This is a genomic window from Sphingobium rhizovicinum (assembly GCF_042647625.1).
Lineage (GTDB): Bacteria > Pseudomonadota > Alphaproteobacteria > Sphingomonadales > Sphingomonadaceae > Sphingobium > Sphingobium rhizovicinum.
This window is the reverse complement of the sequence record NZ_JBHRVU010000004.1, coordinates 537,597-550,766: the sequence shown is the minus strand read 5'-3', so window position 1 is coordinate 550,766 and position 13,170 is coordinate 537,597. Positions and strand designations below refer to the sequence as shown.

Below are 13,170 nucleotides of genomic sequence, written 5' to 3'. Positions count from 1 at the left end.
CGCTAGCCCCGGCAACGGGCGTAGCGGCGTGGGTGGTGCGGCCCGGCGAATTGTCCGGCCCTGCCGACGCAGCAGACGCGCAATTTTTCCTTGAAACCCGGACGATGCCGACCGCCGCGCCCTTATCTGCGCGCGCCCGGCCGTCCCTTCACTATCGCGTGGAAGCGCGGCCCCGTGCCGCTGCCCGTCCACGCCGGAGATTTATACATGACAATGCGTATGCTGATCGATGCGCGCCACCGGGAAGAAACCCGGGTCGCGGTCGTCAAGGGTAACCGGATCGAAGAGTTCGATTTCGAATCGGCCGAACACAAGCAGCTCAAGGGCAATATCTATCTGGCCAAAGTGACCCGCGTGGAGCCTTCGCTCCAGGCGGCGTTCGTGGATTATGGCGGCAACCGCCATGGTTTCCTGGCGTTCAGCGAAATCCATCCCGATTATTACCAGATCCCGCGCGAGGACCGCGAGGCGTTGCTGCGTGAAGAGCGCGAGCATGCCGAAGAAGAAGCCGCGCTGCGCGCCGATTATGATGATGAGGATGAAGACGGCCATCATGGCGAGGACGGCGTCGAAGTCGTCGAGGCGAGCCATCATCATGACGATGAAGATCATGGCGAAGGCGAAGCGCCCGAAGCCGCCAAGGGCGGCAACCGTCGTCGCGGCGGCGGCAAGGGCGATGAAGCCGCCGACGAACTGCGCCGCAAGCGCATGGCGCTGCGCCGCCGGTACAAGATTCAGGACGTCATCAAGCGCCGCCAGGTGCTGCTGGTGCAGGTCGTCAAGGAAGAGCGCGGCAACAAGGGCGCGGCGCTGACCACCTATTTGTCGCTGGCCGGCCGTTATTGCGTGCTGATGCCGAACACGTCGCATGGCGGCGGCATTTCGCGCAAGATCAGCAATGCGGCCGACCGCAAGCGGTTGAAGTCGATCATCGCCGAAATGGCGCTGCCTTCGACCATGGGCTGCATCGTGCGCACCGCCGGCCTGCAACGCACCAAGCCGGAGATCAAGCGCGACTTCGACTATCTCGCCCGCCTGTGGGACGAGATTCGCGAACAGACGCTCAAGTCCGATGCGCCCGCGCTGATCCACAATGACAGCGACCTCATCAAGCGCGCGATCCGCGATATCTATAACAAGGATATTGAGGAAGTGATCGTCGAGGGCGAGCATGGTTATAAGGCCGCCAAGGACTTCATGCGCCTGCTGATGCCGAGCCATGCGCGCCGGGTGAAGCAATATGCCGACGCGGTGTCGCTGTTCCAGCGCGCCAGCGTGGAAGATCAGCTGGCGGCGATGTACAACCCGGTCGTGCAGCTGAAGTCGGGCGGCTATCTGGTCATCAACCCGACCGAGGCTTTGGTGTCGATCGACATCAACTCGGGCCGGTCGACCCGCGAACATGGCATCGAGCAGACTGCCGTCGCGACCAATCTGGAAGCGGCGCGCGAAATCGCCCGCCAGCTGCGCCTGCGCGACATGGCTGGCCTGGTCGTCATCGACTTCATCGACATGGAGATGAACTCCAACATCCGTAAGGTCGAAAAGGCGATGAAGGAGGCGCTGAAGGACGATCGCGCCCGCATTCAGGTCGGCCGGATTTCAGGATTTGGCCTGATGGAAATGAGCCGCCAGCGCCTGCGCACCGGCGTATTGGAAGCATCGACCCGCCAGTGCCCGCATTGCGAAGGCACGGGTCTGGTCCGCACCGCATCGTCGGCCGGGCTTGGCGCGCTGCGCATGCTGGAGGAAGAAGCGGCCCGTGGTCGCGGCAGCGTCATCACGCTGCGCGCGAGCCAGGAGGCGGCCTTCTATGTCCTCAACAACAAGCGTCGCGAGCTGGACGAGATCGAGCAGCGTTATGGCGTGACCATCGTGGTCCTGCCGGACGGCGAGATCGAGGGCGCGCGCATGTCGGTGGAGCCGAGCGGTCCCCGCCCCGAGCGCGTCGTGACCTATGCTCCGCTGGCCGAGGACGAGGATGATCTCGACCTGCCCGAAGAGGACGAGGAAGAGGAAGAAGAAGCCGAGGAAGCCGAAGCCGCGCCCGAACGGGAAGAGCGGGGCGATCGCGGTGAAGAGCGCGAAGGCCGCCGTCGCCGTCGCCGTCGCCGCCGTCGTGGCGGCCAGCGCGAGGAAAATGCGGGCGAAGGCGCCGCTGAAACCGACGAAGCTGGCGAAGAAGGCGAAGACGAAGCCGTCGAGGGCGAAGAGGCCGCCGAAGGTGAAGCCGTTGTCGCCGAAGCGGGCGAGGCCGAGGGTGAGGAAGGCGGTTCGCGTCGTCGCGGTCGCCGCGGTCGCCGGGGTGGTCGTCGCCGTCGCGAGGGTGGCGATGCGCCGCTGAGCGAGGACGCGCAGGCTGCCGACGCCGTTGAGGCGGAGCCGGTTGCGGAAGAGGCTGCGATTGTCGAAGCCGCCGAAGCGCCCGCCGCTGAGCCGGTTGCCGAGGAAGCCGCCGAGCCGGCGCCCAAGACCCGCCGTCGTCCCCGCGCCCGCAAGAAGCCTGTCCCGAGCGACGTCGAGGGAGCGGAATCGGAAGCCGTGGCGGAAGCCGCTGCGCCGGTCGAGGCGATCGAGGCCCCGGCCGAAGTCGCCCCTGCCGCCGTGGAAGAGGCTGCGCCCGAAGCGCCGGCCAAGCCCAAGCGCACGCGCAAAAAGAAGGTGGTGGAACCGGCGGCCGAGACCCCTGCCCCCGAAGCGGACGCCGCGCCTGTAGCGGAAGAAGCGCCGGCCAAGCCCAAGCGCACGCGCAAGAAGAAGGTGGTCGAGCCTGTCGTCGAAGCGGTGGCCGAGGCCGAAGCGCCTACTGCGGCAACCGAAGCGCCCGTCGCCGAACCGACGGCGGCCGGCGAAAGCCCGGAAGCCGAAGGCGAAGGCGGCCCGCGTCGCGGCTGGTGGCAGCGCACCTTCGGCCAGTAACGCCCGGACGCTCGCAATGAAAAAGCGCCGCTGCCCTTCCGGTCCCGACCGGCGCGCAGCGGCGCTTTTCTTTTGGCGGCGACCGGCCGGGGCCTTCACGGCAGGTTCAGCGCCGCCATGGCATCGGCTTTGCCGCATGACCCGACTTTTCCAATTCATCGCGCTGACGCTGGCCGCCCTCGCGCTGATGACGCGCCCGGCGCTGGCGCAGCAGATCTTGCGCGATGCGGAGACGGAAGCCTTTATGGCGGACATGTCCGGCCAGCTGATCAAGGCGGCGGGCATGGAGCCGAAGAATGTCCAGGTGATGGTCATCAATGACCCGGAGATCAACGCCTTCGTCGCGGGCGGCCAATATGTGTGGGTGCATAGCGGGCTGATCGCCCAGGCCGACAATGTGAACCAGTTGCAGGGCGTGGTGGCGCACGAACTGGGCCATATCGAGGGCGGCCATATCATCCGGTCGGGCGAAGGCATCAAGGAGGCGACCAGCGTCACCCTGCTGAGCCTGGTGCTGGGCGCGGCGGCGATCGCGGCGGGCGGCGCGGAAGCGGGCATGGGCATCATGGGCCTGGGCCAGCAGGCGGCGATGACCAAATTCCTGGCCTTTTCGCGCGGGCAGGAAAGTTCGGCCGACCTTGCCGGCGCGCGCTATCTCCACACCGCCGGGATCAGCGGCCGGGGCAGCCTGGAATTCTTCAAGAAGCTGCAAAATCAGGAATATCGGCTCGCCATCCCGCAGGACAATAGTTACGGGCGCACCCACCCGCTGTCGGGCGAGCGCATCAATGTGCTGCGCGAAGTCTATGAGGTCGATCCGGCGTGGAACAGGCCGCCCGATCAGAAGCTGGAGGCGCGGTTCGAGCGGATCAAGGCGAAGCTGGTCGGCTTTGTGTCGGAACCCGCCCAGACGCTGCAAAAATATCCCGAGAGCGACCAGTCGATCCCGGCGCATTATGCGCGCGCTTATGCCTGGCATAAGAGCGCCTACCCGGAGAAGGCGCTGTCGGAAGCGGACGCGCTGCTGACCGCCGCGCCGCACGACCCCTATTTTCTGGAGCTGAAGGGGCAGATATTGCTGGAAAGCGGGCGGCCGGCCGATGCGGTGGCGCCGCTGCGCGAGGCGGTGAAGATCACTAATCAGCCGCTGATTTCGGTGCTGCTGTCCCACGCGCTGATCGCGACCGAGGATGAAAAGAATTTCGCCGAGGCGGAACAGGTGTTGCGCCTCGCCGTGCAGCGCGACCGCGAGAACCCCTTCGCCTGGTATCAGCTGGGCGTCGTCTATGAACGGCGCGGCGACATTCCGCGCGCGGCGCTGGCGACGGCGGAGCGCTATGAGATGATGGCGCAATATCCCATGGCGCTGCGCAGCGCGGACGCGGCGATGCAGGGGCTGAAGCCCGGCACGGTTGACTATCTGCGGGCGCAGGACATAGCGATGGTGTCACGCGCGGCGATCGAGCAGCAGCGGAAGAAAAGATAGATATGACAGACCAGACCCGGCCGAGCTTTCGCGCCGCTTTATCCAACAGGACCATGCAGATGACTTTAGGCGGTTTCGCCCTCATCGCGGCTGCCGCCGGCACCGCTTTCGCCGTGCAGGCGCCCGCCGCCGTCGGCCCCGCCGACAAGGCGGCGATCGAGAAGATCGTGCACGACTATATCCTGGAGCATCCCGAGATCATCCCGCAGGCGGTGGAGAAATTGCAGGCCAAGCGGATGTCGGGCACGATCGAAGCGGCCCGCAGCACGCTGGAGACGCCCTATGCCGGCGCATGGGAAGGCGCGGCCAATGCCGACGTGACCGTGGTCGAATTTTTCGACTATGCCTGCGGCTATTGCCGCGCTTCGTTGCCCGACCTTGCCAAGCTGGTCGGGTCCGACGCGAAGGTGAAGATCGTCTATCGCGAACTGCCGATCCTGTCGGAAGAAAGCAGCGACGCGGCCAAGGTGTCGCTGCTGGCGGCCGAGCGCGGGCAATATATGGCCTATCACAAGGCGCTCTATGGCGCGGGCAAGGTGACGCGCGACACCATCGTCGCCGCCGCCGCCAAGGCGGGCATCACCAGGTCGGAAGCCGAATCGGCGATCGCGTCGAGCAAATATGATGCGGAAATCCAGTCCAACATCGCCCTTGCGCAGAAATTGCAGGCCAGCGGCACACCGACCTTCGTGATCGGCGATCAGGTGCTGAACGGCGCGGTCGGTTTCGACGCGCTGAAGGAAGGCGTGGCGGCGGCGCGGGGGAAGTAAATAAAGCGCCGTTCGGTTCGAGCTTGCCGGGACTGCATGACCCGGTTCTCGACAAGCTCGAACCGAACGGATGAGAGGTTGGCACATTGCCGCTTCCGCCATTGACTTCGCCCCCCCTTTTCCCTATCGGACGCCCCCTGACTAGCGGCCGCTGCACAAGCGGCCCTTTTTTGTCACGCCTGATTCTCTATTTGTCTTTGAGGAATGAACGATGAAGCGCACCTATCAGCCGAGCAATCTGGTTCGCAAGCGCCGTCACGGTTATCGCGCCCGCATGGCGACCCGGGTGGCCGCAACATCATCCGTGCGCGTCGCGCGCGCGGCCGCAAGAGCCTGAGCGCCTGATTTCAACGCCTGAAAATGTCGCCGCGCCGGCCATGATGGTCCGGCGCGCGGATTTTCTGGCGGCGAATCGCGGGCGTCGCGCACCCATGCCGGGCTTTGTCCTGCTGGTGCGCGAACGCGGCGATGGCGATCCGGCGATGCGATATGGCATCACGGTCACGAAGAAAGTTGGCGGCGCCGTCATCCGCAACCGGATGAAGCGCCGTTTTCGCGTTCTTGCGCGCGAATTGCTGCCGACCCTGGGCATAGCCGGGGCCGACCATGTGCTGATCGGCCGCGACGGCGGGATCGAGCGCGACTTTTCCCTGCTGCACGCAGAGCTGACCAAGGCGCTGGGCAAGATCATGACCCGGCCGATCGATCCGCCGCGCGACCCGTCGCGCCGGAAAGGCAAGCCGCAGCGCCAGCCCCGCATGGAGCCGAATCGGGCGCCGGGCCAGTGATTGGCCGGCTGCTGATCCTGATCGCCCGTGCCTGGCAACTCGGCCCCTCGCGCATCCTGCCCCCCACCTGCCGCTATGCCCCATCCTGTTCCGAATATGGAATTCAGGCCGTGCGCAAATATGGCGCGATCAAGGGTAGCTGGTTGGGGTTCAAGCGGCTAATGCGATGCCACCCATGGGGCGGCTCGGGCTACGATCCCGTTCCCTGACAGACATAGACATAAGACGGCGGAGCCGAACAAAGTGGACGATAAGAAGAATATCATTCTGGCGGTGCTGCTGACCGCAGCGATCCTGTTCGGCTGGCCCTATGTCTCGCATTATTTCTTCCCGGCGGCCAATCCGCCGGTCACGAAGATCGAAGGCGGCAAGACCACCCCGGTCGCCGCGCCCGGCACCGATGCGGCCGATGGCCCGGCGGTGATTCGCGACCGCGCGATCGTGCTGAAGGACAGCCCGCGCGTCGCCATCCGCACGCCCAAGCTGAGCGGCTCCATCAACCTGAAGGGCGCGCGCATCGACGACATCGTGCTGCCGACCTATAAGGAAACGATCGAGAAGGCGTCGCCCGACGTTCGCCTGTACAGTCCCAGCGGCACGGCAGACGCCTATTTCGCCGGCTTCGGCTGGCAGGGCGAGGGCCTGAAGACCCCGACCAAGGACACGGTCTGGACCGCGAACGGCAAGGAACTGACCCCCACCAGCCCGGTGACGCTGAGCTGGAACAATGGCGCGGGCCAGTTGTTCGAAATCCGCCTGTCGGTCGACGAAAATTACATGATCACCGCCGCGCAGAAGGTGTCGAACACCGCCGCCGGCGCGGTTGGCGTCAAGCCCTATGCCTATATCAGCCGCAACGGCATCCCCAAGGATCCCGACACCTGGACCATCCATGTCGGCCCGATGGGCGTGTTCAACGGCGCGGCCAATTATGACGTGAATTACAAGGATCTGGACAAGGGTCCGTCGACCCAGAGCTTCCAGTCCAAGGGCGGCTGGATCGGCTTTACCGACAAATATTGGCTGTCCGCGCTGGTCCCGGCCGCCGACGCCGATTTCGCCGGCCAGTTCCGCAAGGGCGCCGGCACGCAATATCAGGCCGACGCCGCGCTGGGTTCGACCATGCTGGCCAGCGGCAAGGCCGCGACCCAGACCATCCGCCTGTTCGTGGGTGCCAAGGAAGTAAAGACGCTGCAAGCCTATGAGCGCGCCGGCGTGCCGCTGTTCGACCGCGCGATCGACTGGGGCTGGTTCTACTGGTTCGAACAGCCTATCTTCGCGCTGCTCCACTGGCTGTTCGAGACGCTCGGCAATTTTGGCGTGGCCATCATCTGCCTGACCTTCTGCGTCCGTGCACTGATGTTCCCGGTCGCCCAGCGCCAGTTCGCCAGCATGGCGGCAATGCGCGCGGTGCAGCCCAAGATGAAGGCGCTGCAGGAAAAATATAAGGACGACAAGCAGCAGCTCCAGCTCAAGATGATGGAGCTGTACAAGCAGGAGAAGGTCAATCCCCTCGCCGGCTGCCTGCCGATCTTCATCCAGATCCCGATCTTCTTTGCGCTGTACAAGGTGTTGCAGCTGACGATCGAAATGCGTCACCAGCCCTTCGTGCTGTGGATCAAGGATCTGTCCGCGCCCGACCCGCTGCACATTTTCAACCTGTTCGGCCTGCTGCCCTTCACCCCGCCCTCCTTCCTGGCGATCGGCGTGCTGGCGCTGCTGCTGGGTATCTCCATGTACTTCCAGTTCAAGCTGAACCCCGCGCAGATGGATCCGATGCAGCAGCAGGTGTTCGCGATCATGCCGTGGATGATGATGTTCATCATGGCGCCCTTCGCCGCCGGCCTGCTGGTCTACTGGATCACCAACAACTGCCTGTCGATGGCGCAACAATGGTGGCTGTACCGCAAGCATCCGGTGCAGGCCGCCACGGCGCCGGCGAAGTAATTCGCGCTACCCCGCCCGTTCGGTTCGAGCTTGTCGAGAACGGCGCGCAACGCTTCTCGACAGGCTCGAAGTGAACGGAGTTTTGATATGGCGGGCGAAGATCAAGCCGAACTGATCGAGGAAGCACGCAAGCTGTTTTCCGGCCCGATCACATTCCTCAAATCCGCCCCGACGCTGGATTTCCTGCCCGATATGGCCGTGAATGAGGTCGCTTTTGCCGGGCGGTCCAATGTCGGCAAATCCTCGCTGCTGAACGCGCTGACCAACCGCAATGGCCTGGCCCGCACATCCAATACGCCCGGCCGCACGCAGGAACTCAACTTCTTCGACGTGGGCGATCCGCTGCGCTTCCGGCTGGTCGACATGCCGGGCTATGGTTATGCCAAGGCGCCCAAGGATCTGGTGAAGAAGTGGCGTTTCCTGGTGAACGACTATCTGCGCGGGCGCGCAGCGCTCAAGCGGGCGCTGGTGCTGATCGACAGCCGCCATGGGATCAAGGATGTCGACACCGACATGCTGGACATGCTGGATGGCGCGGCGGTCAGTTACCGCATCGTGCTGACGAAGGCCGACAAGATCAAGGCGAGCGAACTGGCGGCGGTGACCCAGCGCACCGCCGACGCGATCCGCAAGCGCCCCGCCGCCCATCCCGAGATCATCGCCACATCGAGCGAAAAGGGTATGGGCATCCCGGAACTGCGCGCCGCGGTTCTGGAAGCGGTCAGTCAGGGATAAGCGCATGGCCGACGACGATTATGTCTATGACGAAGCCAGCGGCGAGTGGATCAGCGCGGCGGATGCAGCGGAACGCGCGGGCACAGATGGTGTCGTGGAAGTGCGCGATTCGGTGGGCAATCTGCTGGCCGATGGCGATCAGGTCACGCTGATCAAGGATCTGACCGTCAAGGGCGCGGGCCAGACGCTGAAGCGCGGCACGCTGATCAAGGCGATCCGCCTGACCGGCGACGCGCAGGAAATCGACTGCAAATATGACGGCATCAAGGGCCTGGTGCTGCGCGCGGAGTTTGTGCGCAAGCGGTGAGTGTCGCCCTATTTGCCCTCTCCCGTTTTCACGGGAGAGGCTACGGAGACTTGGCAGCTTGCTGCCTAGTCGATGTCGGTGAGGGTCTTTCTTCTTCTTCCTTTGCGCCTCAGCAAAAAGAAGAGAGACCCTCACCCAACCCTCTCCCGTGAAGACGGGAGAGGGCTAAGAAACACCTTTTAAAACAGGCTATACTGCGCGCTGCCCTGTAGCTTCCATGTGCCCACAACATCATGCCGGGTGCGGCCGACATGGCTGCATATCAGCACCAGTTCCTCCACCCGCCAGCCAAAACCGTCGATGCGGCGCTGGGCCGGAGGGCCGTCGCGGTAGAAAAGGGTCTGATGCGGACTGAAGCTCCAGTCGTCGCGCGGGGGCGCGGCCGATCGCTTCAGCGCATCCGCCACCTGGCGCTGGAGCCGGGCCAGCGGCGCATTGCTGCGGCCGGGGCGCAGCGCGGCCGATCGACCGCCATAGCTTAGCCGATCGAGCAGCAGGTCGAACGGGTCGGCCATGATCGCGGGAGCGGCCATGTGCAGCCGGTCGATCGTCTCCTGCGGATAGGCCGGCGCATCGGCGGTGACGCCCAGCGTCACATGCTGGTGCGCGGGCAATATGCGATCTGCGCCGCCCGCCAATATTTCGGCATAATGATCAATCCGGCGCGCGACGACGGGCGGCGGTTTAATCGCGAAGAACAGGCGATAGAGGGGCTGGGCGCGGCGTCCCATTGGGCGATCCTTGAAAAGCAGCTATTTTGTTCTTTATATGTTCCATTCCCTTTGGTGTCGATGGCCAATGGAACCCGAATCGCCCTATCCTGCGTTAAGAGCGCACTGAGGAAAGGAGTGAGGCATATGGTGCAGCACACGATCGCCAGCCTGTCCGAGAAGATGCAGCATATCGATTTCGCCATGCTGTCGACCCATACCGAGGACGGCCATATCGGCGCCCGGCCGATGAGCAACAATCAGGATGTCGCCCATGGCGGCGACAGCTATTATTTCACGACCGAAGACACGCTGATGGTGAAGGACATTGAGCGCGACCCCCGGGTCAGCCTGTCCTTCCATGGCAAGAGCGGGCTGTTCGGCCAGCGGCCCTTGTTCATCGCGCTGGAGGGTCGGGCCGACCTGATCCGCGACCGCGCGCAGTTCGAGGCGCACTGGAACCCCGATCTGGAACATTGGTTCGCGCAAGGGGCGGATACGCCGGGACTGGTTATGATCCGCGTCCATGCCGAACGCGCCCATTATTGGGACGGGCAGGATGAAGGCGAACTGGAAATCGACATTTTGCACTGAATGACGCGCGGTCGGACGATTGCGCGCGGTGTGCTGGCCGCCCTTTATGCGGTGGCGGGCGTCGCGCACCTGGCGCGGCCCGGCGGGTTCGTCGCGATCACGCCCGGCTGGGTGCCGGAGCCGCAGTTGGTCGTCGCCCTGACCGGCATTGCCGAACTGGCGGGCGCGGCGGGACTGATGATCCCACGCCTGCGCCGGGCGGCGGGATGGGGGCTGGCGCTCTATGCCCTGTGCGTCTGGCCGGCCAATATCAACCATGCATTGAACGACATTCCGCTGGGCGGCGTGCATCTGAGCTGGTGGTATCATGGTCCGCGGCTGGCGTTGCAGCCGGTGATCATCTGGTGGGCTTTGTGGGCGAGCGGCATCACCCATTGGCCATTGCGTCGCCGCTAACTGGTTGTGTTTCGGGCATGGGGGCTTAGGGTGTGCCCCCTCCCCCAAACGACTTCTGGAGCGCGCGTGACCCGGCATATTCCATGGATCATCATCGCCCTGCTGGGCGCAGCGTCGCTGGGCGTCGTAGCGGTGTCGCGCGGCGAAACGGTCAACGCGTTGTGGATCGTGGTGGCGGCGGTCAGCTGTTTCCTCGTCGCCTATCGTTATTACGCGCTCTATATCGCGCGCCATGTGATGCGGATCGACCCCGCGCGGCCGACCCCGGCGATCCGGCGCGCCGATGGCCTCGACTATGTCGCGACCGACCGCACCGTGCTGTTCGGCCATCATTTCGCCGCGATCGCGGGCGCGGGGCCGCTGGTGGGTCCGGTGCTGGCGGCGCAGATGGGCTATCTGCCCGGCACGCTATGGATCATTTTCGGCGTGGTGCTGGCGGGCGCAGTGCAGGATTTCATGGTCCTGTTCATTTCCATGCGGCGCGACGGCAAATCGCTGGGCGAACTCATTCGGATGGAAATGGGGCAGGTCGCGGGCACGATCGCGCTGTTCGGCGCCTTCATGATCATGGTCATCATCCTGGCGGTGCTGGCGCTGATCGTGGTGAAGGCGCTGGCGGAAAGCCCGTGGGGCATGTTCACCGTCGCCGCCACCGTGCCGCTGGCCATGGCGATGGGCGTCTATACACGCTGGATACGGCCGGGGCGGATCGGCGAAGTTTCCATATTGGGGCTGATCGGCCTGATCGCGGCGATCGTCTATGGACAGGCGGTATCCTTGTCGCCGGTGTGGGGGCCGGCCTTCACCTTCACGCCGGTGCAATTGTGCTGGATCTTGATCGGCTATGGCGCGGTCGCTTCGGTGCTGCCGGTGTGGCTGCTGCTCGCACCGCGCGATTATCTGTCGACCTTCCTGAAGATCGGAGCGATCGCGGCGCTGGCGATCGGCATCGTCATCATGGCCCCGCCGCTGAAGATGCCGGCGCTGACACAGTTCGTCGGCGGCAATGGCCCGGTCTGGTCGGGCGGCCTGTTCCCCTTCCTGTTCATCACCATCGCCTGCGGGGCGGTGTCCGGTTTCCATGCGCTGATTGCCAGCGGCACCACGCCCAAGCTGATCGCCAGCGAAGCCCATGCGCCGATGATCGGCTATGGGGCGATGCTGATGGAGGCGTTTGTGGCGATCATGGCGCTGGTCGGCGCGTCGATCCTGGACCCCGGCATCTATTTCACGATGAACAGCCCCGCCGCGCTGATCGGCACCGATCCGGCCAGCGCGTCAGCCGCGATCACCGCCATGGGCTTTCCGATCTCGCCTGACCTCATCGCCCAGACGGCGAAGGATGTGGGCGAACTTAGCATCATATCCCGCGCAGGCGGCGCGCCGACGCTGGCGGTGGCGATGGCGGAAATCTTCAGCCATGTGGTCGGCGGGCCGGCGATGAAAGCCTTTTGGTATCATTTCGCGATCCTGTTCGAGGCTTTGTTCATCCTGACCGCGGTCGACGCGGGCACGCGCGCCGGGCGCTTCATGTTGCAGGATCTGATCGCGCTGGCCGTGCCCGCCTTCAAGGAGACGAAGAGCCATGCGCCCGGCATCGTCGCGACGGGCCTGACGGTCGCGGCCTGGGGCTTTTTCCTCTATCAAGGCGTTACCGATCCGCTGGGCGGCGTGAATACGCTCTGGCCGGTGTTCGGCATTTCCAACCAGATGCTCGCCGCGATCGCGCTGATGCTGGGCACCGCCGTGCTGTTCCGCATGAAGCAGGACCGCTTTGCCTGGGTGACGATGGCGCCGGCGGCCTGGCTGCTGATCTGCACCCTGTCGGCGGGATGGCTGAAACTGTTTTCCGCCGATCCCAAGGTCGGGTTCCTGGCGCATGCCGACAAGTTCAGCGCAGCGGCAAAGGCGGGCGAAGTGCTGGCCCCGGCCAAGTCGATGGCGGAGATGGAGCGCATCATCTTCAACGATCGGATCGACGCCGCGCTGGTCGCGCTGTTTCTGGCGGTGGTGCTGTCGATCCTGTTCTTCACGGTGAAGACCTGCCTGGCCGCGCGCCGGATCGCTGCGCCCACCGCGCGGGAAATCCCGGCCCAGCTGGTGCCGGCAGAATGAGGGAGATGCTGGCGACTCTGGCCCGCACCGCACGGCTGATGGTCGGGCTGCCCGACTATGACGCCTATCTGCGCCATATGGCGCAGCATCATCCCGACCAACCGGCGATGGACCGCACGCAATTTTTTCGCGACCGGCAGGAGGCGCGCTATGGCGGCAAAAATGGCGGGCGCTGCTGCTGAAAATCACTGAAAACAAAAGACTAATAGAAGCGGCGTGGAAATCTGAACGCCATATTTTGCAATATTACAATCGTAAAATCCCATGGCGCGACAGGAAATTTCACAAATACGCCATATGGGGTATTGATCCGTCCCGTCGCTTTGCTAGGGCGCGCCGGTCCTTTGTGCCCGACAGCGTAAGGGATCTGCCCCTCGCCCGTCCCTTGCGGCGAGGGGCAGCC

At 64.5% G+C, this 13,170-nt stretch carries 13 protein-coding genes and 1 pseudogene; 13 read left to right on the top strand and 1 reads right to left on the bottom strand.

All coding sequences use genetic code 11. The annotated features are described in order from the left end of the window. Positions 1-219: 219 nt before the first annotated feature. The 9 genes and pseudogenes from ACFOKF_RS04100 (at position 220) to ACFOKF_RS04060 (ending at position 8,952) form a co-directional block, all read left to right on the top strand. Positions 220-2,919, top strand: a complete 2,700-nt coding sequence (locus tag ACFOKF_RS04100) for an Rne/Rng family ribonuclease (protein WP_380797645.1) — start codon at positions 220-222, stop codon at positions 2,917-2,919. Between the two features lie 136 nt (positions 2,920-3,055). After that, positions 3,056-4,405 (top strand): M48 family metalloprotease, encoded by a 1,350-nt coding sequence (locus ACFOKF_RS04095; RefSeq protein WP_380793371.1) that lies wholly within the window; start codon positions 3,056-3,058, stop codon positions 4,403-4,405. A 2-nt stretch (positions 4,406-4,407) separates the two neighbouring features. Further along, complete coding sequence (locus tag ACFOKF_RS04090) at positions 4,408-5,175, top strand: DsbA family protein (RefSeq protein WP_380793370.1); 768 nt, start codon at positions 4,408-4,410, stop codon at positions 5,173-5,175. Between the two features lie 211 nt (positions 5,176-5,386). After that, a pseudogene (rpmH, locus tag ACFOKF_RS04085) lies at positions 5,387-5,520 on the top strand (50S ribosomal protein L34). 35 nt (positions 5,521-5,555) lie between these two features. Beyond that, entirely contained in the window at positions 5,556-5,963 is a 408-nt protein-coding gene (gene rnpA, locus ACFOKF_RS04080) for a ribonuclease P protein component (protein WP_380797644.1), read from the top strand. Continuing rightward, positions 5,960-6,172, top strand: a complete 213-nt coding sequence (yidD, locus tag ACFOKF_RS04075) for a membrane protein insertion efficiency factor YidD (RefSeq protein ID WP_298398689.1) — start codon at positions 5,960-5,962, stop codon at positions 6,170-6,172. Before rnpA ends, yidD begins: the two co-directional genes overlap by 4 nt. A 34-nt stretch (positions 6,173-6,206) precedes the next feature. Beyond that, positions 6,207-7,910: a membrane protein insertase YidC gene (yidC, locus tag ACFOKF_RS04070; RefSeq protein WP_380793369.1), complete on the top strand. Its 1,704-nt coding sequence runs from the start codon at positions 6,207-6,209 to the stop codon at positions 7,908-7,910. Positions 7,911-7,997: 87 nt separating this feature from the next. Beyond that, the gene (yihA, locus tag ACFOKF_RS04065; RefSeq protein WP_380793368.1) at positions 7,998-8,645 is read left to right on the top strand and encodes a ribosome biogenesis GTP-binding protein YihA/YsxC; all 648 of its coding nucleotides are present in this window, start codon (positions 7,998-8,000) and stop codon (positions 8,643-8,645) included. 4 nt (positions 8,646-8,649) lie between these two features. Further along, positions 8,650-8,952: an alkylphosphonate utilization protein gene (locus tag ACFOKF_RS04060; RefSeq protein ID WP_380793367.1), complete on the top strand. Its 303-nt coding sequence runs from the start codon at positions 8,650-8,652 to the stop codon at positions 8,950-8,952. Between the two features lie 179 nt (positions 8,953-9,131). Here ACFOKF_RS04060 and ACFOKF_RS04055 read toward each other — a convergent pair whose 3' ends face one another. After that, entirely contained in the window at positions 9,132-9,683 is a 552-nt protein-coding gene (locus tag ACFOKF_RS04055; protein WP_380793366.1) for a 2'-5' RNA ligase family protein, read from the bottom strand. Between the two features lie 126 nt (positions 9,684-9,809). On the opposite strand from ACFOKF_RS04055, the gene ACFOKF_RS04050 reads away from it, so the two are divergent. From ACFOKF_RS04050 to ACFOKF_RS04035, 4 genes are all read left to right on the top strand, one after another. Then, on the top strand, positions 9,810-10,256 hold the full coding sequence (locus tag ACFOKF_RS04050) for a pyridoxamine 5'-phosphate oxidase family protein (RefSeq protein WP_380793365.1): 447 nt from the start codon (positions 9,810-9,812) through the stop codon (positions 10,254-10,256). After that, positions 10,257-10,652 carry a DoxX family protein gene (locus ACFOKF_RS04045; RefSeq protein WP_380793363.1) on the top strand — a complete coding sequence of 132 codons (396 nt, stop codon included), beginning with the start codon at positions 10,257-10,259 and terminating at the stop codon, positions 10,650-10,652. Between the two features lie 66 nt (positions 10,653-10,718). After that, positions 10,719-12,767, top strand: coding sequence for a carbon starvation CstA family protein (locus ACFOKF_RS04040; protein ID WP_380793361.1), 2,049 nt, complete (start codon positions 10,719-10,721; stop codon positions 12,765-12,767). Next, positions 12,764-12,949: a YbdD/YjiX family protein gene (locus tag ACFOKF_RS04035; protein ID WP_380793359.1), complete on the top strand. Its 186-nt coding sequence runs from the start codon at positions 12,764-12,766 to the stop codon at positions 12,947-12,949. The genes ACFOKF_RS04040 and ACFOKF_RS04035 overlap by 4 nt, the downstream gene beginning before the upstream one ends. The last annotated feature ends 221 nt before the right edge of the window (positions 12,950-13,170 follow it).